At 52.8% G+C, this 26309-nt stretch carries 21 protein-coding genes; 12 read left to right on the top strand and 9 right to left on the bottom strand.

The window, feature by feature from the left end:
- Positions 1-65: 65 nt before the first annotated feature.
- The 7 genes from aroE to B7989_RS05330 all read left to right on the top strand — a co-directional run bounded on the left by aroE (position 66) and on the right by B7989_RS05330 (position 7936).
- Complete coding sequence (gene aroE / locus B7989_RS05360; RefSeq protein WP_233144261.1) at positions 66-953, top strand: shikimate dehydrogenase; 888 nt, start codon at positions 66-68, stop codon at positions 951-953.
- A gap of 1 nt (position 954) precedes the next feature.
- Positions 955-2565: a 3-dehydroquinate synthase gene (gene aroB, locus B7989_RS05355; protein WP_088627534.1), complete on the top strand. Its 1611-nt coding sequence runs from the start codon at positions 955-957 to the stop codon at positions 2563-2565.
- Between the two features lie 22 nt (positions 2566-2587).
- Complete coding sequence (locus tag B7989_RS05350; RefSeq protein WP_088627533.1) at positions 2588-3571, top strand: GDP-mannose 4,6-dehydratase; 984 nt, start codon at positions 2588-2590, stop codon at positions 3569-3571.
- Between the two features lie 52 nt (positions 3572-3623).
- Positions 3624-4637 carry a hypothetical protein gene (locus tag B7989_RS05345; RefSeq protein WP_088627532.1) on the top strand — a complete coding sequence of 338 codons (1014 nt, stop codon included), beginning with the start codon at positions 3624-3626 and terminating at the stop codon, positions 4635-4637.
- Complete coding sequence (gene hisA / locus B7989_RS05340) at positions 4637-5413, top strand: phosphoribosylformimino-5-aminoimidazole carboxamide ribotide isomerase (RefSeq protein WP_088627531.1); 777 nt, start codon at positions 4637-4639, stop codon at positions 5411-5413. The genes B7989_RS05345 and hisA overlap by 1 nt, the downstream gene beginning before the upstream one ends.
- Complete coding sequence (locus tag B7989_RS05335; protein ID WP_088627530.1) at positions 5382-6827, top strand: glycosyltransferase; 1446 nt, start codon at positions 5382-5384, stop codon at positions 6825-6827. The genes hisA and B7989_RS05335 overlap by 32 nt, the downstream gene beginning before the upstream one ends.
- Positions 6828-6904: 77 nt before the next feature.
- Positions 6905-7936, top strand: a complete 1032-nt coding sequence (locus B7989_RS05330) for an A/G-specific adenine glycosylase (protein ID WP_233144260.1) — start codon at positions 6905-6907, stop codon at positions 7934-7936.
- Between the two features lie 77 nt (positions 7937-8013).
- Here B7989_RS05330 and B7989_RS05325 read toward each other — a convergent pair whose 3' ends face one another.
- From B7989_RS05325 to fmt, 4 genes are read right to left on the bottom strand one after another with little or no spacing between them, the layout of a single operon-like run.
- Positions 8014-9717, bottom strand: a complete 1704-nt coding sequence (locus tag B7989_RS05325) for a hypothetical protein (RefSeq protein WP_088627528.1) — start codon at positions 9715-9717, stop codon at positions 8014-8016.
- Positions 9717-10322 carry a hypothetical protein gene (locus B7989_RS05320; protein WP_144264971.1) on the bottom strand — a complete coding sequence of 202 codons (606 nt, stop codon included), beginning with the start codon at positions 10320-10322 and terminating at the stop codon, positions 9717-9719. Before B7989_RS05320 ends, B7989_RS05325 begins: the two co-directional genes overlap by 1 nt.
- Positions 10323-10342: 20 nt before the next feature.
- Positions 10343-11635, bottom strand: coding sequence for a transcription antitermination factor NusB (locus tag B7989_RS05315; protein ID WP_233144259.1), 1293 nt, complete (start codon positions 11633-11635; stop codon positions 10343-10345).
- On the bottom strand, positions 11629-12555 hold the full coding sequence (gene fmt, locus B7989_RS05310) for a methionyl-tRNA formyltransferase (RefSeq protein WP_088627526.1): 927 nt from the start codon (positions 12553-12555) through the stop codon (positions 11629-11631). Before fmt ends, B7989_RS05315 begins: the two co-directional genes overlap by 7 nt.
- Before the next feature lie 42 nt (positions 12556-12597).
- Here fmt and B7989_RS05305 point away from each other — a divergent pair, with 42 nt between their 5' ends.
- Positions 12598-13023 (top strand): CidA/LrgA family protein, encoded by a 426-nt coding sequence (locus tag B7989_RS05305; RefSeq protein ID WP_088627525.1) that lies wholly within the window; start codon positions 12598-12600, stop codon positions 13021-13023.
- Entirely contained in the window at positions 13020-13712 is a 693-nt protein-coding gene (locus B7989_RS05300) for an LrgB family protein (protein WP_233144258.1), read from the top strand. Before B7989_RS05305 ends, B7989_RS05300 begins: the two co-directional genes overlap by 4 nt.
- Before the next feature lie 4 nt (positions 13713-13716).
- On the opposite strand, the gene B7989_RS05295 is transcribed toward B7989_RS05300, so the two are convergent.
- A complete protein-coding gene (locus tag B7989_RS05295; RefSeq protein WP_088627524.1) occupies positions 13717-15093 on the bottom strand; it encodes a nitroreductase family protein in 1377 nt (458 codons plus the stop codon).
- A 165-nt stretch (positions 15094-15258) separates the two neighbouring features.
- Between B7989_RS05295 and B7989_RS05290 the strand changes: the two genes are divergently transcribed.
- Together B7989_RS05290 and B7989_RS05285 are read left to right on the top strand one after the other, a co-directional pair.
- Positions 15259-17268 carry a carbohydrate binding domain-containing protein gene (locus B7989_RS05290; RefSeq protein ID WP_088627523.1) on the top strand — a complete coding sequence of 670 codons (2010 nt, stop codon included), beginning with the start codon at positions 15259-15261 and terminating at the stop codon, positions 17266-17268.
- A 93-nt stretch (positions 17269-17361) separates the two neighbouring features.
- Positions 17362-20829 (top strand): hypothetical protein, encoded by a 3468-nt coding sequence (locus tag B7989_RS05285; RefSeq protein WP_088627522.1) that lies wholly within the window; start codon positions 17362-17364, stop codon positions 20827-20829.
- 208 nt (positions 20830-21037) lie between these two features.
- Here B7989_RS05285 and B7989_RS05280 read toward each other — a convergent pair whose 3' ends face one another.
- The 4 genes from B7989_RS05280 to B7989_RS05265 form a co-directional block, all read right to left on the bottom strand.
- Positions 21038-21442: a hypothetical protein gene (locus B7989_RS05280; RefSeq protein ID WP_088627521.1), complete on the bottom strand. Its 405-nt coding sequence runs from the start codon at positions 21440-21442 to the stop codon at positions 21038-21040.
- Between the two features lie 130 nt (positions 21443-21572).
- Positions 21573-22487: a hypothetical protein gene (locus tag B7989_RS05275; RefSeq protein WP_088627520.1), complete on the bottom strand. Its 915-nt coding sequence runs from the start codon at positions 22485-22487 to the stop codon at positions 21573-21575.
- 3 nt (positions 22488-22490) lie between these two features.
- Positions 22491-22931, bottom strand: coding sequence for a hypothetical protein (locus B7989_RS05270; protein ID WP_088627519.1), 441 nt, complete (start codon positions 22929-22931; stop codon positions 22491-22493).
- A 50-nt stretch (positions 22932-22981) separates the two neighbouring features.
- Positions 22982-24229 carry a class I SAM-dependent RNA methyltransferase gene (locus B7989_RS05265; RefSeq protein WP_233144257.1) on the bottom strand — a complete coding sequence of 416 codons (1248 nt, stop codon included), beginning with the start codon at positions 24227-24229 and terminating at the stop codon, positions 22982-22984.
- 122 nt (positions 24230-24351) lie between these two features.
- On the opposite strand from B7989_RS05265, the gene B7989_RS05260 reads away from it, so the two are divergent.
- The gene (locus tag B7989_RS05260; RefSeq protein ID WP_088627517.1) at positions 24352-26247 is read left to right on the top strand and encodes a glycoside hydrolase family 9 protein; all 1896 of its coding nucleotides are present in this window, start codon (positions 24352-24354) and stop codon (positions 26245-26247) included.
- The last annotated feature ends 62 nt before the right edge of the window (positions 26248-26309 follow it).

Below are 26309 nucleotides of genomic sequence, written 5' to 3'. Positions count from 1 at the left end.
GTCAAGAACAATCCATTTCTTCTCCAAATTTTATATATCTTTATATTGTAAAAAAAGAGGTTTTTTTGAGCCAGTTAAAATTGAATGGAAAGACCGAGTCTCTTTGCATTTTCGGTCATCCTGTTGGTCATAGCAAGTCGCCTTTGATGCATAATGCCCTTTTTGAAGCATTAGGCATCAATGCGGCCTATTTGCCCTACGCCCCGGAGCCCGAAAATCTGGCCGACGCCATCAAGGGATTTAGGGCCATGAAGTTCCGCGGGGCAAATGTCACGATTCCGTACAAGACCCCGGTCATGGACCTTGTAGACGAACTTTCGGACATTTCGAAATTTACCGGCAGCGTCAATACGCTGTATTGGAAAGACGGCCTTGTCGGTGGCACTTTATGTGGCACGACAACCGACCCCTATGGATGCATTCGCAACCTGCAGGAATCGGGTGTAGAGCCTTCGAACAAGAAGGTCGCCCTGCTCGGAAACGGCGGAGCCGCCAAGGCAATCGCCTACACGCTGGCCGAGATGCAGAACCAGCTCACCATCGTGTGCCGCAACCGCGAAAAAGGCCAGGTACTCGCCGACAGCCTGAACCAGTTCTTTAACGGCAAGGCTCCCCAGGTCCAAGTCGCCACCTTCGATGAATTCCCTGCCGTATCCAAGAGCATCGAAATCATCATCAACGCGACCTCCGTGGGCATGACCCCGAACGATGACCAGTCTCCCCTAACCGAAGAATCCTTGCACCAAGGTCAGGCCGTGATGGACATTGTCTATACACCGCCCATGACCAAGCTGTTAAAGACAGCCCAGGCAAAAGGCTGCAAGGTCGTAACCGGCGAAGGCATGCTGGTGCACCAGGGTATCGAAAGTTTTAGAAAATGGTTCCCCGAAGAAACTAAAAACAAGACGAACGACGAACTCGCACAGATTATGCGTAAAGGAATGCAGGGCTGATATGAACAAGCACATCTTTTTCACCGGATTCATGGCAAGCGGAAAGTCCCGCACCGGACGCGCCCTGGCAGAACGGTTAAACCGCCCCTACGTAGATACCGACGCCGTTATCGTCGAACGTGCCGGCAAGACCATCAGCGAGATTTTTGAACAGGACGGCGAAGCCAAGTTCCGCGAAATGGAACGCGAAGTCGTTGCCGAATTCGCCAAGAAAGAAACTCCGCACATCATTTCCTTGGGCGGTGGCGCTCTCACGCAGCCGGACAACCTCAAAGTCATCCGCGAAAACGGCACCATCATTCGCCTGTGGGCAAAGCCCGAAGTGCTTTCGGAACGCATCGGTCGCAAGAACACGCGCCCCCTGCTTGCCAACTTGAGCGACGAAGAACGCCTCGAAAAAATCAAGGTGATGCTCAAGGAACGCGAAAAGAATTACGCGAACGCCGACTTCAGCGTGGAAAGTTCTGACGAATATACCGAAGACCACGTCATCGAGCGCATCCTGTACATCCTGAATTTCTGGAACAGCCATGCGCTGGACGTGTGCCCGAGCAGTGGCGGACGCTACCCCATTTTTATCGGCAAAAACATCATTCCCGAAACAGGCGTTTTGCTTGAAAGCCTCAAGCTCACGCCGAGCCATGATTTCCTGGTGTGCACCGACACGAACATCGCCAAGGTACAAAGCCAGATGATTGGCGAACTGAGAGGCCAGGCCGGACGTTGCCCGATTTTCAAGTTCCAGGCCGGCGAAAAGAACAAGACTTTGCACAACCTGAACCAGCTGTTCAGCTTTATGCTTCACCGCGGCTACACCCGCAAGAGCTGCCTGTTGCAGTTTAGCGGTGGCGTGGTCGGCGACATGGCTGGCTTCGGTGCAGCCACCTACCAACGCGGCATTCCGTTCATCCAGTTCCCGACAACGCTTTTGAGCATGGTCGACAGTTCTGTAGGCGGAAAGGTGGCCGTGAACCACCCCGAAGGCAAGAACATGATTGGCGCATTCTACCAGCCCAAGGCTGTGGTCTGCGACCTCGCCGTGCTCAGCACCTTGCCCGAAACGGAATACCTAGCAGGCCTCGCCGAAATCGTGAAGTACGGCGTGATTTACGACGAAGAATTCTTCCGTTATATGGAACAGAACGTCGAAAAGATCAAGGCTCACGACCTCGACGTACTCAAGCACCTGATTTACCGTAGCTGCGCCATCAAGGCCGAAGTCGTCGGCATCGACGAAAAGGAAGCAGGCCTGCGCGCTATTTTGAATTACGGGCATACCTTCGGGCATGCTATCGAAAACTTGACGCACTACAGTATGTTCACGCACGGTATCGCCGTGTCGCTCGGCATGCGCGTGGCCGCCCGCGCGGCAGTTCTCTTGGGCAAGATCACCGCCGAAGAAGAAGCTCGTCAGAACAAACTCTTGGACGACCTCGGATTCCCGAAGAAATACGATATCGACGTGGAAGCCGCATGGGACGCCATGGCTGTTGACAAGAAGGCAGAAAAGGGCAAACGTGTATACATTTTGCCCACTAAGATTGGAGAAGTGGAAAAAGTAAGCAACATCGATAAAGATATCATTACTCAAAGCTGGGGAGCTATTAAGTAATGCTCAATAGGAGTGTATGAATATGAGTATTCTTGTAACCGGTGGAACAGGTGCCCTGGGCTACCACATTCTGTCGAGCCTCGTGGGAACGACGCACGATCTGTACAGCTTTAGCGACGAACAGCCGCAGCCCTGGCAGAAGGTCGATGGCGTCGAATACCTGAATGGCGACTTGCTGAACTTCAAGCACATGCAGGACGTGATTCAGTTCGTGCAGCCAACGCACATTTACCACCTGGCGAGCCAATCGTCGGTGGGGCTCAGCTACAAGAAGCCATACGAAACGCTGAACATCAACTTGCTCGGCACCCAGAACCTGCTCGAAGCAGTACGCCAGAATTGCCCCAAGGCAAAGGTGATGCTTTTGAGCTCTAGCGAAATTTACGGCCGTACCGACCACCAGCTTACCTACTTGCACAAAGAAACGGACGCCCCGAATCCGCTCACGCCCTACGCAACCTCCAAGGCTTGCATGGAACTTCTGGGCAACCAGTTCAAGAACGCTTACGGGTTGCACGTGGTGTTTGCAAGACCCTTCCATTTTACGGGTCCGCACCACAGCCGACGTTTCGTAATCCCCTCCATTACCTACCAGCTTGTCAAGATCAAGTATTACGGCACGGAACCGACAATCTATTCCGGCAGCCTGGACATTAGCCGCGACGTGATTGACGTGCGAGACGTGGCACGCGGTATGATTCAGCTTTTGAACCAGTCCGAACCGGGCGAAGCTTACAACCTTTGCTGTGGCAAGTCGTATACCTTCCGCGAACTCACCGAAATGCTCGTCGACATCGCCGGTGTGAGCGTTGACTTCCGTTTCGACCCGGGTTACGAACGCAGCAACGACATTCCGCTCCTTATCGGCAACCCCGAAAAGGCCATGAGCATGGGCTGGAAACCGATGATCAGCATCGAAGATTGCCTTACCGACTTGTTCAACGAAATGGTATTACGCCGTCGTACAGAACTCAAGCTCGGCATGGGACAGGACTTGAGACTGTAACGCGTCATTGCGAGGAACGATAGTGACGAAGCAATCTATACTGATAGCAATTATGACTGCACTCTGCGCGTCGCTTGCGTTTGCAGGCGATGTGGTAGCGCCGCAGGGTTCCGTGCGCAGCGTATCGGTCGATGACTTTATGCCGCACAGCAACAGCGCCAAGGAATTCAACGAAACCTGGAGCTATCAGTTCGTTTTCGATAACGGCACCCGCGCCTTCATCAACTATTCCACGCTCCATATTCCGGGCTCCGGCAAAAAAGTCGCTTGCGACATGAGTTTCTGGAATTTCAAGAGCAAGACGTATACCGTAGGCCGCCAGTATCCGCCCGAACGCCTTAAGGCCGACAAGGCCTCGGCCACTATCGACATCAAGGGCGAATACAAGATGGAACACAAGCCGGGCAAAGATCACCGTGTGTACTTTACCGCCGACAAGGGTGGCAAATTCCTGCTCGACGTGACCTTTGAATCAGCTGAAATCGGGAAAGTTCCCGGCAACGGCGTGTGGAAAATCGGCAAGGAAAGTTTCGGACAATACGTTCACATTCCTTACGGCCGAGTCGCAGGCAAAATCGCCTACAACGAAGACACTATCGCTGTGAAGGGCTACGCCTACATGGATCAGACTTGGCAAACCGCGCAGGCCACCGACATGGCGGCACGCTCCATTAACTTTAGCACAAGCGCACGCTCCCCGCTGTTTGCTGGCCGCATTTCGCTCACCGAAAAAGGCGAGCCCTTCGGATACGCGCTCTACAAAGACGAATCCGGAATCAAGGTCGCCCAGCCCAAGGCCATCAAGGATGGCAACGACAATTACAACGGCAAGAAATTCGCAAAGAGCGACTTGACCTTTGAATGGCAAGACGCAAGCGTTCCCGCACTCAAGTTCAGTGTCGCCAAAACGCTCCAGAAGGCAAGCCTTTTGGACAAAGTAGACGGCTGGATTGCCAAGAAGGCTTTCAAGATTGCCGCCGGCGGCGAAGTCCTATTCTATAGAGGCCGCAGCGACGCAAGCCACGGAAAAAAATTAGACTGGTGTATTACCGGAGTTAAAGACTGATGACTAAGTTTCGCCCATGCATTGACCTGCACGACGGACGTGTAAAGCAGATTGTAGGCAGTTCGCTGAACGACAGCGGCACGGGTCTCAAGACGAATTTTGAAACAGACCGCTCCCCCGCTTGGTTCGCGGAGCTCTATAAGAAAGACGGAATCAAGGGCGGTCACGTAATCATGCTCGGCAAGGGCAACACCGAAGCCGCCATAGCCGCGCTCGCCGCCTACCCTGGCGGACTGCAAGTAGGCGGCGGCATTACCGCCGAGAACGCGAAGGAATACCTGGATGCCGGAGCCAGCCACGTGATTGTGACCAGCTGTATTTTCCCCGAAGGCAAGCTTGACCGCGAACGCTTGGAATTGCTTTCCAAGACCGTAGGCAAGGAGCACCTGGTTCTCGATTTGAGCTGCAAGCGCGTGAGTGCTCCCGAAGAAGAACCTCGCTGGAAAATCGCGATTAACCGCTGGCAGACTCTCATCGACATCGAAGTCAACGCCGAAACGCTCGAAGATCTTTCTCGCTATTGCGACGAATTCCTGATTCACGCCGCCGATGTCGAAGGAAAACAGCAGGGCATGGACGATGAACTGATCATGTTCCTCGCCGAACACAGCCCCATTCCTTGCACTTATGCGGGCGGCGCCAAGTCGCTTGCCGACTTGAAACACTGTAAGCAAATTTCAAACGGAACGATTGATCTCACCATCGGATCGGCCTTGGACCTGTTCGGTGGCAAAGGAGTGAAATATGCCGACTGCGTCAAATTCAACAAAGCTTAAGCCGACCGATGTCCTCGACTCGCGTCCGGCTATCTTTGGACGCACCGTCACGAGCACCTTCAAGAAGATGTTCGGTTTCAAGCACCAACCCCCCGGAAACCTGCGCACGGGCATGATTCCGCCCATCGTTTTCGGTTCGCTGATTCTGAACATTCCCAAGCTTTTAAAGTTGCGTTCTTACCTGAAAAAGGAACGCAAGCAGCACCCCGCTGACGATGTACGAATCCTTTTTTATTCCGACAACCTGGACGAAACGAACGGAATCGCGAACAACTTGAGAAACGTGATTCCCTACATGCGCGCCCACGGCATGCATGCATTCCTCGCCGGAAATGCCTTCAACACGCGCCCCTGCGGTGTCGTCGAAAACGGCTACTGTATTTTGCTCCCGCGCCTGTTCAGCATGGAGCAGCTCGGGTATGCGAACAGCGAACTGGCCATTCCGCGCGTGGGTCCGGTACTTAGACTGCTCAAGCGCTACCCCGTCGACTTGATTGAATTTGAAACGCCAAGCCCAGGAGCATGGCTCGTATGCTTCTGCGCCAAAGTTGCCGGCATCAAAGTCTTTAGCCATTACCGCACCGACGTGCCGACTTACACCCGCACACTCGTAAAAGCAAAATGGATGTTCCACTTTGTGCTTTGGCTCATGAAGATTTTCTACGGCATGACCAAGCCCGTGGTAAGTCCCTGCAAGGACTACGCCAAGATTCTCACGACGCAGTTGAAGGTACCCGAAAACAAGGTGCAAATTTTGCCCCGCGGGCTCCCACTTGAAAAATTCTCGCGCGATTTGCGCGGCAAGGGCGTCTGGGAAAAGTACAACGGCGCAACCGAGGCAATCCAGAACGAAAACCGCAAGGTGCGATTCTCGTTCATCGGACGCATTTCTAAAGAAAAGAATCTGGAATTCTTGAACGGAGTCTGGAAAAAATTCGCCGCGAAGCACAACGACGTAGAACTCATGTATGTGGGCTACGGCTGGTATCTTGAAGAAATCAAGAAGTTCTTTGAAGGCGACAACAGCGTGCATTTTGCAGGCGAACAGGGCGGCGAAACGCTCGCCAGCCTTTACGCCGATTCCGACTTCTTCTTGTTCCCGAGCGTTACGGACACCTTCGGAAACGTAGTCGTCGAAGCCATGTCTACAGGCACGCCCGCAATTGTCAGCAATTACGGCGGCCCGCACGACATCGTGATGGATGAAGCCGCAGGCCGAATCTTGCCAATTGACGAAGACGCCTGGCTGACCGCTTTGGAAGAATGCCGCAAGCTGTACCTTGAACAGCCCGAAGCCTACGCCAAGATGCGCGAGGTCGCCCACGAACGCAGCCTCAAGTACACCATGCAATCTTCGACCAAGGCCCAGTTCGAATTCTTTAGGAAACTGAAGCGCGAAGCATACGGGATATGAGCAACGAGCGCGGTGCCACGCACCTCTGAGGTATGAGCGTCGCTATTAAAAACATGGATAAGGCAATCTTAAAATATTTGCGAGATTGGTTTCGTAAGAATGCGGCTGAGTTACCGTGGCGCTTGAGCGATTTAGACGCCCCGCGCGACCCGTATGCGGTGTGGATCAGCGAGACCATGTTACAGCAGACGCAGGTGTCTACCGTCCGCGACTATTTTACGCGCTGGATGAAGCGATTTCCCGATGTAGCGACACTTGCCAAGGCGTCTGAAGAAGATGTATTCAAATACTGGCAGGGTTTGGGCTACTACAGCCGCGCAAGGAACATTCTAAAGACGGCAAAGATCGTCGCGGGGAGCAAGGAATTTCCCCGTACCCGCAAGGAACTGGAAGCATTGCCGGGTATCGGAGCATACACCGCCGGCGCTATTTTAAGCCTCGCCTACCACGAGCGCGAAGCGATTCTCGACGGCAACCTGGTACGCATTTTTTCACGACTTTACGCCCTCGACTTTTTGCCGACGGAATCCAAGGACGCCCTAAAAACCTACTGGGATTACGCCCGCGAAATCGCGGACTCGCCCAAGGCCTACATGCATAACGAAGCCTTGATGGAGCTTGGCCGCACCGTTTGCAAAATCAAGAACCCCGATTGTGCGAACTGCCCCCTGCAAGCGGCCTGCAAAACCTTCGCAGACAACCGCACTGCCGATTTTCCTCCCGCAAAAAAGCACATTCAAAAAGACTGGCATGGTACCGTACTCGTCATCGAAAGTGCCGACCGCAAGATTCTAGCCGTCCACGGCGGGCAAAAATTTTTCAAGAACCAATTCACGTTGCCGCATTTCGAATCGCCGCGCAACGCGGCTGCAGGCTTACCCGCCCAAGCCGAAGCCTACATTAACGCAGACCTGGTCAAAAGCATTCAAATCATCGGAAAATTCAAGCACAACATCACCGTGCATAAAATCGAATGCGACGTCCTGCACATCCGCCTAAAAACAAAAGCCCCGCAACATTGCGCGCCGGAGCTTCGGTGGATCAGCATTGCGCAGACCCAAGAATTTTTTGCGAACAGTTTCTGCCTAAAAGCATTGGCGAAACTTTAGGCAAATGTGAAATGAGTAATGTGAAATGAATAATTCCTCATTACACATCTCACATTTCACATCTTTAATTACTTCTTCTAAAACGTCTTCTTCGCCTGGCAAATAAAGCGGATGCGGTCATAGCCGCCGTTCACCGTTTCCATGTTTTCATCTGCAAGCACATGCATGAGCGTGCCCGTCAAGATAATACCGTACTTCGGGAACATCTGCGAGAACGAAGCGTCCCACGCCCAGTCGCCCTTTACGACCATCGGGTTCTGGCTACGCAAATTCCACTTGGCGTCGCTCCTGTAGCGCAACGAATGGCTGATCTTGAAAGTCTTGTTCAAAAGCCAGTCGCCCGTAAAGCCCGTATAGAATTCCGCCGGAGTCACTTCGGCATTGTCAACCGGGCCTTCAATGTGTTCAAAGCCTGCCATCGCTGCAAACTTGAACATGTCGCGGTACCAGGTATTCAACCACAATTCCGCCGTCACGCCTTTAATCCAATCATCGATACGAGAAACATCGCCGTAACGCGTGGTCAAATCGTACCTTTCGCGATAGTAGATTTCCTTGACGTCAAAAGTTTCGGCACCATGTTCCGCCCACAGGCTTCCGCGACCACCGATAGAAACAAAGCCCGCCAAGGTGTCCACATACGAGGCATAGGCCTGAATCAAGTTCATCTGTCCATCGGCTGTCAAGTCAATTTCGCGGCCATCATAAAATTCTTTCGTATCGGCAAGCGGATTCAAGCGTGAGCCCGAAATATTCTTGACGCCCACCACGACACCCATGTTTTCGGGCGCCGGAGCCACAAACTGGATACTGTCCTGCACAAGCCAATCGCGTTCGTTCACGCCGAACGTCACATCGGCAGTCAAGCGTTGCACCGGCTGCACGCGCAATTCCATAAACGGCCATGCCACGCGATCTTCTTCAAGTTCAGTGTAAACCGTTCCTTCGTCTTCCACCGCGCGGAACGCCATACCGGCCCCGATCTGGAAGATTCCCTTTTCGCAAGCCTTGCCGCACTTGTAGTAAACGGAGCCATTCACTTCTTTGCGGGCGCCCTCTTCTTTCTTGTGCAAGTTTTCGTACTCGATATCTTCGTAGGCAACCGTCACCGACAAGTCCTTGATGTCGGCACGCGCCTCTACACGCGGCATGTAATGCGAGGGAATCCAGCGAGAGGTCGCCGTATACGTCCACAAGTATTCTTCGCCAGCAAGTACCGACGCATTCACAAACGAGTTCGTGTAACCGAGGCCTCCGTAAGCCGTACTGAACATGGCCCAGTTTGCGCCCAAGTGCGTATAGTTGCCCTCTACCATATCACGGCGGTAAGCGTAGGCTCCACTGCAAAAGTGGTCATCCTGGAAAAATCTTGCCGTCGCCCACAACCCATGGAAAGCCGGGCTGCGGAAACCGCCTTCCAATATAGGCGTTCTATTTTCAGGCCGATCGTCTTTATCGGTAAGAAAATCCTGGTAAATCAAGTCACCAAGTTCATTACCCGTCTTAATCCAGACGCCGGGATCAAGCGGAGTCCAGCTCGGCGTTCCAGACCACCGATTAAACAGCAAGCGGTCGCGCAACTTGGCAGGTGTCCAGAGTTCACTCTCCGAATGAACACCGCCAGCACCCAACACTCTATCAAAAGCAAAAGTCGGGCCACCAATCAAAAAAGTTCCGTCGGCACGGGTTTCATACTCCATGCCTTCCATCTCGACAGGAATCTGGGCCGCGGCAATACCCGCAGACAAAAGAAGCGGCAAAATCAAAGAACAATATTTCATTACCAAAGCTTCCTTTCTACATAAATGCCGGCATACAACATATCAGAACGCTTAGGCAAGGTCCAGATTTCTTCCCACATAAAATTAAAGCCCACGCGGTACGTTTCAAGATTCCAAAGCACTACGTTCAAACGGGCATACCAACCGAATTCCGTTTCGTTGTCGCCCAAAGTGCCTCCCGGTTTTTCATAGATTTCATCTTTCACGACATCGTCATCCAAATCGGCACGAGTCCAGTTGCATGCAAAACCGCCGCCAAATACCATCGGGTGAATCGCCGGGAACCGCCAATCAAGCCCGAGCTTGCCCGAAGCCTGGTGTACACCGTCATAGGGCACAACATCCGGACGCGGCTTAAAATAGGCGTAATGGAACATCACCACGCCATCGACATTTTTCCAGTAAGAATACCTGAAATTGAGTCCGCCATACAAGGTATTTTCTACAGCGTCAATCAAATCGCCGAACGGATAAACCTCACCGCCTTCAATTCCAAGATACGCCTTCGAAAACGCGATATCTTCGACTTTGGCCGAATCTTCTTGGGCCAATGCAGCGAGCGCAAAACCCGCCACCATCAACAAAATGCTTTTTAATTTCCCCATAAATTCCTTTTACTTTCGGCTCACTTTCGGTGCAAAGCCTGAGCGTAGAATCCGTCAAAGCGGGAATCTTCGGCACCCGGAAGCACCGCGTCACCAAGCTTTTCAAATTCGGAATTTTCTTTCACGAATCGGTTCACAATTTTAGTCGTCTCTTCAGGGTCCGGACTGCACGTCGCATACACCAGAATTCCGCCCGGAGCAAGCTTTGCCGAGGCGGCCTGCAAAATGGAGTACTGCAATTCGGCCAGTTCCTTGACCGATTCCGGCGTGATGCGGTAAACCGATTCCGGACGGCGGGCAATCACGCCCATGTTGCTGCAAGGCACGTCGAGGAGAATTCTATCAAAGGGGGAAGCCTCCCCCTCGCTCGCACGATTCCGTTGCTCGCTACCCCTTCTAGCGGGAGAGCCCGCAACGCCCCTAAGCACATCGCGGCATTCCACGCGAACGTTTGCAAGTCCTAAGCGGTCTACAAGATCATGCATCTTGAGCACGCGAGCTTCAGATACATCGCTTGCAAGAATATCGAGCGAAGAATCCATCTCGGCCATAAGGGCTGCCTTACCACCAGGGGCCGCACACGCGTCCCAAACCTTGAGGCCCGGCTTCAAGTCCAAAAGCTTCACGACTTCGTAAGCAGACGGATTCTGCATGCTGAATTCGCCCTTCGTAAAAGATTCCGATTCCAGAATCGGTTTGAGCTTTGCGTCGGCAGGCACTTGAATGTAGCGGTCGTAAAGAATGCTTGCGCCCATGAGCCCGAGCTTTTGGGCAAGCACCGGCGCAGAAGTCTTCTGCAGATTCACCCGAATCCATTCCACGGGGCGCTCAAGCGTCGCCTTGGCGAGCGTTTCGGCACGTGTTCCGCCATAAATGTCAAACCACCTGCGAACCAGCCATTCGGGCACCGAATTCTCGATGGACACGCGCCGCACCTTTTGAGGTGGGAGCGCCGGCTGCCCGGACTTGCGCGCGGCATGCAGCACAGCATTCACTAGCCGCGCGGAACCTTCTTGAAGGTTCGCCGCCTTCGCAAGCTCCACGCTTGTCGAAACGGCGGCATGGTCCGGGATTTCCATAAAGAACATCTGGAAGATTCCCATCTCAAGCACCGTCGCCACTTCAAGCGAAGGCATTTTCTTTACGAGGGTCTTTAAAAAGTATTGCAGATACAAATGCCTACGGCATACGCCCAAGGCAAGTTCCATCGCAAAAGGCGAAAGTCCGCTTTCCTTGATAAAGCTACCGTCCTTCTGCCAAAGCACAAGGACGCGGAATGCCTCCATGCGTTCTTTCAAGGATTCATCTAGCAAAAGCAAAGTCCTTCACGCTTCTGGATTCCGCGCATAAAGTCGGCCACCGGCATCGGCTTCTTGCCTTCGGCCTGAATTTCAATCACTTCAAGCACGCCTTCGCCCGTGCCCACGTAGAATCGGTTATCCTTGAATTCCACCGCGCCCGGGGCCAGTTTCGGACCGTTCTCCGGCGTGTCCGTCTTGCGCAAGTAAACCATACGGCCACCCAGCTTTCCATAGCCACCCGGCCACGGATTGAAGGCGCGAATCCTATTGTGGATTACCGCAGCAGGCAAGTTGAAATCGATCAAGCCTTCTTCTTTTTTGAGCTTCGGGGCGCCGCTGGCCTGCGCATGGTCCTGCGTCAAGTCCTTTTCGCGACCTTCCAGCAACTGGTGAATCGCATCGTCCAGCGCTTCGCAGCCAGGTGCCACCATCTTTTCCAAGAGGCTAGCGGTCGTATCCTGATGGTCAATCACCACCGTCTTCTGCGCAAGAATCGGACCATGGTCCATCTTTTCATCTAGGCGGAACACGGTCACGCCGGTTTCCTTAAGGCCGTCGGCAATCGCACGCTGCACAGGAGCAGCCCCGCGGTACTTGGGCAACAAGCTGCCGTGTACATTCACCGCGCCATGCTTTGCAACCGCCAAAATATTCTTCGGCAAAATCGAATAGGCAACGACCACGAACAAGTCCGCATCGAAGGCGCGCAGGGCGTCCTCGAATTCGGGGGCTTTCAAGTCGATCGGCTGGAGTACGGGCAGCCCGTATTCGAGCGCCAGTTGTTTCACTGGCGGCGGCGTTAACACGCGCCCACGCCCTGCCGGCCTGTCAGGTTGCGTCACCACAGCCACCACGTCAGCAAATTCCGATTCCTTGAGATGCTTCAAAAAACAAGCCGCGAATTCCGGCGTTCCCATAAATACGATTTTCATAACATGAAATATAGAATATACTTTTCTACATTTGCACCCGTCATGAGAATACCGCTCCAACTTGCCGTGATTTTCGCCATTTGCGTCGCCGGGGAATTTCTCCACCGCATCGTAGGCGTGCCCCTCCCGGGGAACATTATCGGCATGGTCCTGCTCCTAATTTTACTTTGTTCAAAAATAATCAAGCCGGAGCAGATTTCGGGAGTATCGAGTTTTTTCCTGAACCACTTGGCCCTTTTCTTTTTACCACCGAGCATTGCCATCATGGCCGTCGGCGACGAAGTCCTTTCCAAGTGGCCGCTTTTGCTGTTCCTCTGCATCGCCTTCACGCTCGTCACCATCGCCGTTGGCGGCCGCGTTACGCAATTGTTCATCCGTAAACAGGAATACCGCGAAAATTTGGCCCTGCGCGCAGAACGCCTCGCCGACCGAGCATCCCATAACAAGGCAAACGGGGGGCAAAAATGAACGCCATCATCAATTCTCCCCTGTTCGGAATCTTGCTCACGCTAGTCACCTTCGAAATCGGTGTCACCATTAGCAAAAAATTCAAGTATTCCTTCCTGAATCCGCTCCTAATCGCAAACATCCTGATTGTAGGATTCCTGCTCATTACAGGAATCAGCCTCGAAAGTTACAATGTGGGCGGCGACTACATTTCCGTCATGCTCTCCCCCGCCACCGTAGTGCTTGCAGTCCCCCTCTACAGGCAAATTTCCAAGCTCAAGCAGTTCTGGAAACCGATCCTCGCCGGTATTTTTGCGGGCAGCCTCACCTCGCTTGCCTGCGTCATTGTCGTAAGCAAGCTCGTCGGCCTCAGCAACACGCTCATGCTTTCGCTCTTGCCCAAGTCCATCACGATTCCCATGGGCTCCGTCGTGTCAGCACAAATTGGCGGCATCCCGCCTGTTACCATTATCGCCATCACCATTACGGGAATCACAGGCGCCGTGGCCGCTCCTGCCGTCTGCAGGTTCTGTCGCATCAAGCACAAGGTGGCCCAGGGTATTGCCATCGGTACCGCAAGCCATGCGCTCGGCACCACCAAGGCTATGGAAATGGGCGAAGTCCAAGGCGCCATGAGTAGCCTTTCCATCGGAGTTGCGGGCCTATTTACCGCGATTGTCACCCCGATTATTTTAAGCTTGATTGCTTAGGCTGTTACGCCTTTCCCACCAGAATTTCGGCGACAATACTTTCGCCTTCAGGAATTTCGCACAGCTTTTTCAACTCATCGTGATAGAAAAACCGCTCACAGCGAGTCGCCTTGCGAAGCATTTGCCCTGACAAGTTCATCGATTGCGCAATATAGCCCGCATTCAAATTCATGTAACGGTACGCGCGTTCACCAAGCAAGTTGCAAGATTCGTTCAAATCCGCCGTAAGCAAGAGCGCAAATGCAGTATTCTCGGCCACTTCGGGCACCGCATGACACTTGGCAAATTTCTTGATGTTCAATATCGCCGACTGCATAAACACCGACTTGCGAACAGGCACATAGCGATAAACACCCGGGTACACAAACATCACGTCAAAGGAAATCACCCAGATTTTTAGAAGCCCTGCACCGAACAAATTGATTTGCCCGACTTCAAGCCAGCGGAGCATACTCGAAAAATCATCCAGGTCAAAGCCCACTTTTCTAAACGGGTGCTGATTCCTCGAAGACATTTCAACATCTTCAAGCTTACCCAAGTAGCTAGCCGCATCGTACTTGGCAGGCGTCAGCGGGAATTCTTCGCCCGGATACGCCTGGGCAGAAAGTCTACGAATACGAATACATTTCGTAAGATCGGTAATGTTTTCGGCGCGGTTCTGGCGCATGAACAAAGCCGGGTATCGGGCCGGATCGTAGCCTACATCCGGTTCCATCTCGCTACGGTTCGAGTAGGCCGTTTCGCCAACGCCTCCGTCCACCGATTCAAACGCAAGTTCGCTATATTCCGGGAACACCGCCAAGGCGGCCAGCGGAATTTCTGTCGCAGGCAAGTTGAGCGTCACCGCAATTTCGTCATCGACAAAACCGCCCAAAGCAAAGACCTTTGCACCCTTCGATTTTGAATGGAGCATGACACTTGCGGCACAGGCACCCACGTCTTGCATCACCTGCGCATAAGCCGCTTCTCTATAATGCCAGACAGAGCGTTCCAAAAGGCCCGTAAAAATATAAATCAGCGGAGCTTCTTCTGCAAAATCCTTGTCCGGGAAGGCGGCCACAATCTTTTTCATTTCTTCGCGGCCACCCACGCGAACCAATTGCCCCACCACATCGGGAACCTTGCTTTTGCCTACAGCATCATAAGCATAAACGCCATCGGGCACCTTTCGGCCTCGCACGACAACGTACACGCCCACCGGTTTTAAATTATCGCCAGACACGTAACCGAATGCAGGAATTTCACCTTGATGTAAGTCGATTCGGTTGCAACCTTTATAACGGCGATCCGGATTTTTCTGTGATTCCCAACACACATCCACAGGCTTTTCCTTACGGACAAGGCAAATGGATTCGTGGTATTTCTCGGAAAAAAAGCGCATTTAAACAGAATAATAGCAAAAAAAAAGCCCCAAAAGGTGCAACACACCCGATACACCTACGCAAAAACAAGCCAATTTACTAAGTTCATTTTGTCTATTTAATAATAGATTTAAGGCAAAAAGGGAATTGGGACAACCCAAGGTTTCAAACACAATGAGGTTCACATGAATTTCAAAACTAAATCCAGTTTAGCACTCTCTGCAGCAGCGCTTCTTTTCTTGAGTGCCTGCGGCGACGATTCCAGCAAGTCGGCTGCCCCCGACGAACCGGCAGTAAATCCGACTGATTCGACGACTATACCCACCCCGCTTCCGACGGATTCCACCACGATTCCGGCAGATTCTACCACTAATCCAACCGATTCATCTGCAGCGACAAATCCGACTGTGGATCCGTCTACTCTTCCGCCTGAAGGCCCCATCACGCTTCCCGAAGGCAAGGGCCTCCTGGTGGACGACTTCGAAGATGGCGACAACCATTCTGCAGCCATCGACAACTATTGGTACACTTATAACGATAACGACAACGACGGAGCCTCTGTCATCACGACCCCTGTAAACGAAGACGGTGACATTATCGCCGGCGCCGTTAACAATGGTTCCAAATACGCCCTGCAAGTCAACTACACGCTCGACAAGGGCGAATACGCATACGACCCGTATGTGGGTTGGGGCATTCAGGTTGCCGAAGACGATGCCAACGGTCGTTTCGGTGGCATTACCTACTGGTACAAGGGTGGCGCACACGAAGTCCATATCGAAATTTCCGATGTCACGGACTACGACGTTCACCTGGCAAAGGTCAAGGCCTCTCGCACCTGGACCCAGGCTGTTATCCGCTTCAAGGACTTGGTCCAAGGCGGCTGGGGCGTAGAAGTTCCATTCGATGCCAAGCACATCAAGGCAATCAGCTTCCAGGCCAAGGGTAACGCCAAGGTCACTAGCGATTCGCTCTTTATTGACAACATTTACCTGCAAGACACTTCTGAAGTCGAAGCGGACAAGCCCGACATGACCATCAACGACCCGGTCATTCCGAAGATCGAATTCACCGAAGCCGAAATCACGGTCACGAACCCGCTGCAGGCAAAGGCCATGAAGTACCTGAACAAGGGTATCAACTTCACGAACTGGCTCGAAAATGCCGACGGCAAATTCAAGGAATTCGTCTTCGACGCAACCGACATCAAGCTTTTGGCCGACAACGGAATCAAGAGCCTGAGACTCCCCATTGACCTTGACCTGTACGCCACCAACCGCGACGCATTCGTCAAGGACACCACGGGAACCGTCGCACTCGCCTTTGACGACAGCACGCTCTTTACCGTTCTCGATTCCTTCGTGGAATGGACCGCTGCAAACAACATGTCGTTCGTGATTGACTACCACGAATATGACAATAGCTACAACGCTACCAGCGCCAAGGATAACAAGTATATCCAAATGATGGCTGAAACTTGGAAGCATGTGGCCGCCCACTATGCCGAAAACACTCGCGAAGACATTTTCTTCGAACTGCTGAACGAACCTGACATGAGCGCAGGTAAGGTAACCGCCGCCCAGTGGACCGTTGCCGCACAGGCCATGATCGATTCCATCCGCAGCGTCGACAAGAAGCACACGATTCTCTTCGGTGATGCCCAGTGGTATTCGATCAGCTTGCTCGCCAAGCGAACCCCGTTCACCGACGACAACATCGTCTATGTGATTCACACCTACGAACCGTTCGCCTTCACCCACCAGGGTGGTTCCTGGACCGACTACGCCACCATCAAGGGAATCCCGTTCCCCTACGATCCGGCCAAGTGGTCTACGGTTTCTGGCGACTTCGGTGTCACCAAGAGCACTCAGAGTTACGTGAAATCAAATATCAAGAACTACTACAAGACCGGCAGTAAGGAAGCCATCATGGAACAGATTCTCAAGGCCAAGAAGTGGGCTGCAACCAACAATGTTCCGGTCATCATCAACGAATTCGGCGCATTGAACCTCCGCTCCACCGCACAGGACCGTTTGAACTACCTGACCGCCATGCGCGAAATCTGCGACACGCTCCAGATTCCTTGGACCCACTGGGGCTACACCGGCAACTTCTCGCTGTTCGAAGGTGATCTCAAGGGAACCAAGCTCATCGACGGTATCGACAAGGCCCTTGGCCTCGGTGCCGCTGAATAATAAACTTCAACATCATTAGCTCCTTGGGCCGCGCAACCATTACAGGTTGCGCGGCTTTTTTACCCCCCCCCTTTTTTGTATATTTTAAACACTATGCGTGCGTCTATTTCGAGCCTTTTATTTTTATGTGTTGGAGCAGCCTTTGCCAATGGTTTTTATGGCAACAATAGCGACATTCGCTGGAAGGCGGCAAGCACAGACCACTTCAACTTTATTTACCCGGCCGAATACAGTTCGCATGCTGCAAAAGTTTCCGCCTACGCCGAGGCTGTCTACGATTCTGTCGTCACCCGTTATCATCGCGACTTGCCTGGCCGCGTGAGTGCGACTCTCAACAATGCCCTTTACAGTAACGGTAACGCCATCCCAAGCGAAAACTCCATCAACCTTTGGCTAACCAACTGGGACTTCAAAATCCGCAGCAGCCACGGTTGGCTTTCGGACGTAGTCACGCACGAATTCAGCCACTTGGTCAGTATCGAAAACGCGAGCAAGTTCAAACCGAGTATTTACGGTTTGCAAATCAGCTATACCGACTACTACAACGAACGCACCACGCAAGATTTTGCGAGCATGATTCCCTTTACGCTGCAGCCGCTTTGGTTTGCCGAGGGTACGGCCCAGTACGAATCGAGCCGCATGGGTTTTGACGCCTGGGATACCCACCGCGACATGTTACTCCGCGTGGCAGCCCTGAACGATAGTCTGCTCACGCTCCCCTACATGCACGAATTTTCGGAAAATTCGCTGTTTGCGGAACTCGGCCCTTACACGCAAGGCTTTTCGCTGGTGCGTTACATCAGCCAGAAATACGGCGAAGACGCCATGCCGAAAATTTGGCACGAAATGTCCAAGTACAACCGCATGACTCTCGATGGCGCAATCAAGAAAGTGCTCGGCATAAGCGAACAGGAGCTTTACGACCAATGGAAACAGGAAATCACTGAAGCCTATAAGGCGCAGCGTGACAGTCTCGGCACTCTCGTCGAAGGCACCAAGATGACCGAAGGCTCCTTCTGGCAAGACTTCCCGATTGTCGCAGGCAAGAACCTGTACGGCGTTTCGAATTTTGGCGGCCCCTGGTTTGACGGCGGACTGTTCAAGATGCCGCTCAGCCCTAAAGACACGAGCAAAAAGGACGAAGTCATCGATGGCGTCAAAATCGGCGAAATCACCGTTGAAAACGAAACCGCAGACTCCACGATTGAAATCGGCGACTACGCCAAGCACGCATTCAAGCTCAAGAAGCCCTGGCTCGACAAGGGTATCGATGTCCACGAAGACAGCGTGCAAGGCCCGACGCTTGCTTATGTAAGCTACCAGAACCGCGACAAGGATGGCCATGCCCACTTTGATATCGCCATAAGCGACACCAACAAGAATTCTGTTTCTGTCACCTACCTCGCCGACGCCGTGTATCCCGCCATCGATGCTCAAGGCACCACAGTCATCTTCGCTATGCGCGAACCTTACAGCACGCGATTCAAGCTCGCCAAAGTTCCGTACCCGAAAAATATCAAGGATTACACCTCCGAAGATCCGGTTGACCTCTTTGTTCCCGATTCCAAATTCAACTACTACAACATTTATAGCCCGAAGTTCAGCCCTGACGGAAGTCACATCGCCTTCAGCTTTTTCGATGACAAGACCCGCGGCATTGCCGTCATCGATAGCGATGGCAAGAATTTCAAGATTGTCAGCACCGAAGGTTATGACGAACGCGACGTGAACTGGATTGACGACGACAAGATCGTCTTTGCCAGTAACAGGAACGGCATTTTCAACCTGATCGAAAAGTCACTCTCCACCGGAAGCGAACGCCCGCTCACCAACGTAGTCGGCGGCGCTTTCACTCCAGCACTTGCAGGCGACACGCTCTACTTTACCGAATACGACAAAGACGGTTTCTCGCTCTATAAGATGCCCTACGGTGCCACCCCGATGGTAAACGACACCGCCGTCACCGTGACCGAGCGCGACAGCGTCATTCAGATTGCCGACACAAGCTGCGCAGAAACGGCAAAAGATACAAGCGTCATTGCGAGCGCCGAAGAAGCGAAGCAATCCACAGACTCTGTGCCTTGCGTTCCACAAATCACCCTCCGCGATTCCGTCTTCAAAATCACAGACACCACGCGCACCGTCTCGCAAAAGCCCGCCGATGCACAAATCACACTCCACGGTACACTCACGCCCCGTATCGAAAAGCCGCTTGAAATTGCAGACATCGAATTCGCCGGCATCGAGCGCGACTACAAGCCCATCCCCTATATTCCGCTGTTCGTTCCGATGATAGTCTTTAGCGAAAACGCTCCCGACCTGACCGTATTCGGCGAAGGTCAGCTCAAGGCCAAGGCAGGTCTTGCCGCTATCCTTTCGGACCCGCTCAAAAAGAACACTGTCCAAATCGGATTCTTGCTCGAAATCGGCAACGGCATTGACTACATCAACGGAGACGGACTCAACCCCAGGCAAGAAAAAGAATTCTTCGTGTCTTGGGAAAACCACAGCACTCCGCTCGACCTCGGACTTTCGTACACTTACGCAAACTATACCAGCAAAGACACCATACGCTACGAAGACGTTCGCGCCAACAACGGAGACAGCCTCGGCGTCAGCCATTATGCTATTTCGATGCAGTCTATCGTCGCAGGCGCCGGTTACAGTATTTTCAAGAGCATCGACACCTTGCAGGTGGCCGCCGGTTACGACTGGGCAAACTTCAACCTGTACGAAGACAATTTCGATTGGACCTACCAGAACCGCTTTACGACTCTCGTCGCACTCGGTCTCTACGGCGACCACGCCGAAGACACCGAGATCAACGGCCAGGGCAACGGCCTCAGGCTCTTCTACCAGTACAGCAATTCCGACTTGTTCCGCCCGGGTACCTTCGCCGAAAGCTTTACCGTTAACGCAAGCGGCAAGATTACGCCCAAGTACCGCAACTTCAACATCCACGAAGTCGGCATCAATCTTTACGGCAGCCTCCAGAGTCCGCTTACGGGCGCCCGCCTTGCGGCCGGCGGCAAGCTTAGCGGCGTGTACAAGTGGAGCACCGACGCCAAGCAGGACACGCTCGATTCGTACTACTACAACCCTGTATTCCTCGAAGGTTACCCCTACCTGCGCAATTCCGAAAACTACACGCTCGCCGGCATGCGCACCGCCATTGCCGAGCTCCACTACCTCTACCCCGTTTATGACGACTGGCGCAAGAGCGCATGGATTTTCGAAACCCGCAGCTTCTACATCGACTTGTTCTCGCAAATGGGCGCCGTCTGGAACGGCAAGTGGTTCGACACCGACAAGCTCACCGACCACCGTTTCTGGGACCGCTCCGTGGGCTTAACCTTCCGCATGAGCAACCGAATCTTCTACAGCGTACCGTTCGACATTTCGCTCACGCTTGCCCGCGGCCTGAACCGCATCGACGAAGACGAGAATTTGCATGGGGGTAAAAAGCTTACGCCCATCGACCTTCCGGCAATACCCGAAAGCATAGCCCCCACGCGAATCAAATTCGCCATTGGAATGGGGTTTGTTAATAGTTGGCAATAGCCAACTATTAACCGCCTCGCTTACGGCTCAGATATGCCCACACAAGTGTGGTCGCATCATTCGCCTTAGAGCGAGGTCATAAATTCATGGCAGTAAGCCATGTATTTGTAGCTACATCTGAGGCTCGGTCATGTACAAACCTTCGGTTTGTCCGCGACTCTCGCCTTGCGATGTAGTTGTCAACAGTTGGCAATAGCCAACGGGCGGACTAGAGTTCGCCGTATTTTTGTTTGGGCTTGACTTCGCCGGGGAGCAACTGTCCCGGACTTGTGCGCTGGCCATCCTTACCCGTAAAGTTCGGATTGTAGGGTTTGACCTGCGCCTTTTTCTGTTCGGCCTGCAAGTCCAGCATATGCCGTTCCCATTCCTGCATGGCCTGGTCCAATTCCGCGCGCGCATTGAGCATCAGTTCCTTCAACTGCATCAGCTCCAGCATCTTGTCGCGCTTCATGATCCACAGCTCTTCTTCTTCGGGCATGCGCTCAATGTTAAAGAGCAGGTTAAGGTATTCTTCTTCGGCAGCGCGGTAAGCCTTCTCCATTTCCTTGTAGACCATATAACGGTCATCCACCATCGTCTGTTGCGGCGACGGGTGCGTGGCACAGCCAACCATGACAAGTGCCGCTAAGAGAAACAATTGTACACTAAAGAACTTATGCATAGGCCATTAAAATGTGCTATGTGAAATGTGATATGAACAATTAATAATTATACATCACACATTTCTCATCTCACATCACTAATTATTCATTCTCTTCCGCTTTCTTGATCGTATACAGTCTTTCAAGAGTAATCTGGCTCTTGAAGGTCGTCGTGTCCTTCGTGTCGGGGTTCACCATGGTATGCGTTCCGACCTTGACTTCACGTTCCTGGCAAGGCACGCCCGTCGTCGGGTCAATCATGACCTCGAACTGGGTCTGGTATTCCGCCTTGAGTCCCTTATTGTACTTCTTGAACTGTTCGGGGACAATGCCGCTATTCACGTGCTGTTCCCAAATGTAATACGGGAAGTTTTCCTTTTCCTGCAGGTACACCACATAGTCCAGGCAGCGGCGATGGTCACGGTTTTCAAAACCCTTCACCACCACGGAATCCACCTGGATCAAGGCAAAGTTCAAGCGGCCCTGGTCCTTGAGCATCTGCGTAATGTTCCCTTTAGTCGGCACTTCGCCCAAAAGCATGTGGTCCATTTCCCAACGGTGCTTTTCAAGGCGTCTCAGGTGCGGCTTGTAATCCGGATTCAAGAGCTGCTTGCGCCAGACTTCAGGCATCGGAATGCGGGCCAGCAGGGAATCGTAGCCGTCTTCAAGGCCTTCAATCGTCTTCACTTCGCGATCAACGGCAGCCATATCCACAGACTTGACGCGCCAAGCCAGTTCCGAAGGCATATAGTTCTTCAAGTATCCGCGAGACTTGTCCATCACGTAATCGCGGTGCACCTTCAAGGTATCGCCAGCATTGGAATACGTCAGGTTCGCATAGGCAGCCGTCACCGTACCCATCTGTTCGGTACCATTCAAGTCAATTGTCGAAAAATATCCTTCGGCATAAAGTTCCACCGTAACAGGGGCGTCCACCTTATAGCTCACGTTCACTTTGGATTCACCGCAACCGCCGAGTACAAGGGCAGCTGTGACTGCACATAAAATTTTCTTCATGAATTACCGATTTTTAGTAAGTAGAATCTGTTTGGACAAAAGCACCTTGCCGTCGCCACTGACTTCAATGACAACAGGGCCCGGTTCCTTTTTGCGACATAGTTCTCGGGCGGTCATCACTCCCATATGATGGCGAGACTTGCCCTGCAGCGTATAGACCCACTGCTTGTCACTAACGGCCACTTCGTGGTCCCAAATCTTTTCGCCCTTGTGGGCAATCGTGCCTTCGTAGAAGGTTGTCTTGAGCATCGAAAAGTCAAAACTCTTTCCATAACGGAACTGCACAATCAGCGGGTCCCTCAATTCGAACTCGCTCATGGTATCGGCCACGACATCGAGAGCCGGGTTCCATTCTCTTCCGCATACGATAGCGGTTTCCTCAACCGAACATCCTGCAAACAGGCTAGCCATCGCCGCCATGAATGCAACGAACCATTTTTTCATACGTGCCTCCTTGTATGCACTTTTAAACTAGTAAAATACTAGTTTGTCGGCTATCTCGAAAGCACAAACAACATTTCTAAATGGGGTGTCTGCGGGTAAAAGGCGAACCCTTCGGCCTTTTTCAGGGCAAAACCGGCTTCCCGGAACTTCGCAAAGTCCCTCGCAAGTGTCACCGGGTCGCAAGAAACGTAAATCAGGCGGTTCACGGAACTTTTTGCAATGGCCTCTAGCGCCGTCGGCGGAAGCCCCGTCCGCGGAGGGTCTACAATCAAGGTTGCCGGCACGTCCACCACGTTCTCGGCAAGCCAATCTTCTGCGGGGGCAGACACATTCTCTATGTTGATGGGGACGGGGGTTCCCCCCGTAACGCCCCCGTTCAAATTCACGCGGGCATGCGTCAAACAGCCATCGTCACGTTCTACGGTCGTCACCTTTTTAAACTTGTCCTTCAGAATCGCCGCAAAGAATCCGACTCCGCTGAACAAGTCGATTAGCCATGCATCACTCGCCTCACCGCTCGCAATGCCTTCGTCAACCGCATTTTGCACGGCAATCACAAGTTCCGGCAAGAGCGACAAATTGCTCTGGAAAAACACCGAGGCGTCCGAGCGGATTTTCTTGCCCGCAATTTCGACGACACTCACGGCATTCTTTTCGAAATCGGCGGCAGGCATTCCCTTGTAATAATAGCTGACCTTGCCTGCCCCGTTATCGAACACATTCACGTCCAGTTCAAAATTCTTGGGCGGACGCTTGGAATTACGAACAAATTCTTCATAGATTCGCGAAGCGTTTTGTTTCAAGAAATCATTGAGTGCAGGAGTCAGCACCGGGCAGTTTGCAAACGGGATGATTCCGTTGCTTTTCTGCATGCGGAATCCGTAGCTGACCTTGCCATTTTTAGCGCGGGCAATCACCACACGGGCGCGGTTTCTATAACCCCACGCAGGCCCCGTATGAATCTTGAAATCTTCCGGCAATTCAATGCGGGCAATTCGCCTGAAGTTTTCGCGTTCCACAAGCGCCGAGCAAGCGGCCTGTGCAGAACTTTCCAGATGTTGCAGGCTGCACCCGCCGCACTTGCCATAAAGCGGGCATCTCGGCTCCGCGCGGTCTACACTCTTTTCCGTGATTTTAATCACCCGACCCCGCGTAAAATCCTTCTTATTCTGCAAGATTTCCACTTGACAAAGTTCGCCCGCAAGCGCACCTTGCACAAAACACACGCGTCCATCAGGCAGGCGGGCCATTCCTTCGCCGCCCTGCACCATCTTTTCTATACGGAGCTCATAAATCACGTCGCAAATATAACATTTCGCGCCTTTCATTAGTTTTCAGCCGTAACCACTTTCTACCCTCCGCCCCCTACCTACCATTCTTCAAATGGTCTAGATTTATAGAAAACAAACAAGGATGTATTATGGAGTTCAGAAAAATTCTTTCCCCCATGCTTGCGATTACGGCACTGAGCGCAAGCAGCCTGTTCGCTGCAACGGCCTACCACAACCAGGTCGGTTTCTTGACCAAAGCTCAAAAGCAAATGGCCGTCGTTGGCGCCGAAGGCAAAGAAATCGTTTTCAAGACCTCTAGCGGCACCGAAGTCTTAAAAGTGACGGCCCCCGAGGCCCAAGTCTGGATTCCTGCAGGCGATACCGCCGCCTCCCTGGTCGATTTCTCTGAAATCCAGACCGAAGGCAAGTACCAAGCCTATATCGATGACGAACCAATCGGCCACCCCATTACCATTGGCGACAAGGCCCTCGAAGAAGCCGCCAAGGCATCTATCAAGTTCTTCTATTTCCAGCGCGCCTCTACCGCTCTTGAAGAAGAATACGCCGGCATTTACGCCCGCGCCGCAGGCCACCTCGATACCGCCGTCAAGTACCACCCCTCTACCGGCAAGACCGACACCGAAGCAACCTTTAACGGTTCCAAGGGCTGGTACGATGCTGGCGACTACGGCAAGTACATCGTGAACTCCGGCATTTCTACCTACACGCTCCTTCAGCTTTACCAGCAGAACAAGGAATACTACGACACCCTCAAACTGAACATTCCCGAAAGCAGCAACGAAGTCCCCGACCTTCTGGACGAAATCCGTTGGAATTTGGACTGGATGCTCACCATGCAGGACGATGACGGTGGCGTATTCCACAAGCTCACCACCAAGCAGTTCGCCGGAACCATCATGCCCGAAAAGGGAACCGCCCAGCGTTTTGCAATCGGCAAGGGAATCGAAGCTTCTTGGGATTTCGCAGCCGTAGTCGCACTCGCTTCCGAAATCTACAAGCCGTACGATCCCGAATTCGCCCAGAAGTGCATTGACGCCGCCCAGAAGGCTCGCCTTTGGGCTTTGACTCACCCCTACGAAATTTTCGAACAGCCGAGCGACGTGAGTACGGGTAGCTACACCGGCTCTGTCGAATGGGCATCCAAGCTTTGGACCAACATCGAAATGTACCGCGTCAGTGGCGACACCTCTGTAGTGAGCATTATCAAGTCCCTTCCGATCAACAACAAGAAGGCCGTTCTCCAAAGCTGGCAGAACAACTACATGCTAGGCATTTTCACCATCGCTACCAATCCCGATGCCTTTGAAGCCGAAATGGTCGACTCCGCCACCTCCATCATCACCACGATGGCCGATAGCTATATCAAGTCCCTCGATAACAACGGCTACGGCGTAGCCCTTGCCAAGGGAGACTTCTACTGGGGTTCCAACGGTGTCGCCGCCAACAAGGGTATGATTCTCATTCACGCCTACATCTTGACGAAGGAAGAAAAGTACCTGAATGCAGCACAGAGCATTGTGGACTACATTTTGGGCCGCAACCCGCTTGACAAGTCTTACCTTACCGGCTACGGCGTCAACCCGACCATGAATCCTCACCACCGCCCGAGCCAGGCCGACGGTATCGACGCCCCCGTTCCGGGTATGATTGCCGGTGGCCCGAACGCCTCTGCTACGGACTGCGCCAAAAAATACAACGACGCCAACGCCGTCGCAAGATCCTATTACGACAACTCTTGTAGCTACGCCACCAACGAAGTCGCCATCAACTGGAACGCACCCTTCGCCTACGTGATCGGCAGCCTCCAGGCAATCGCAGCCACCGGAAAGTCCTACGACATCAAGACTCCGGTTTCGGCCAAGTACGAACTTACCTCTATTCCGGCAGCCCGCAACCGAATCAAGGCCGCTCCGCAGGCAAGCAGCAAGCGCCTCGTTCTCCGCGGCAAGAAGGTTCAGGTGGAATACACCGACAGAAACGGAATCAAGAGCTACTTCAGCATCGGCGGCAAAAAGGTCCGCTAAAAGAAACCTCCCAATCCCACCCAATACAAAACGAATGCAGCATCATTTGATGCTGCATTTGT

It is taken from the genome of Fibrobacter sp. UWB5 (assembly GCF_002210295.1).
GTDB lineage: Bacteria > Fibrobacterota > Fibrobacteria > Fibrobacterales > Fibrobacteraceae > Fibrobacter.
Note: the sequence above shows the minus strand (reverse complement) of the source record. Positions and strands in the feature narration are given on the sequence as shown.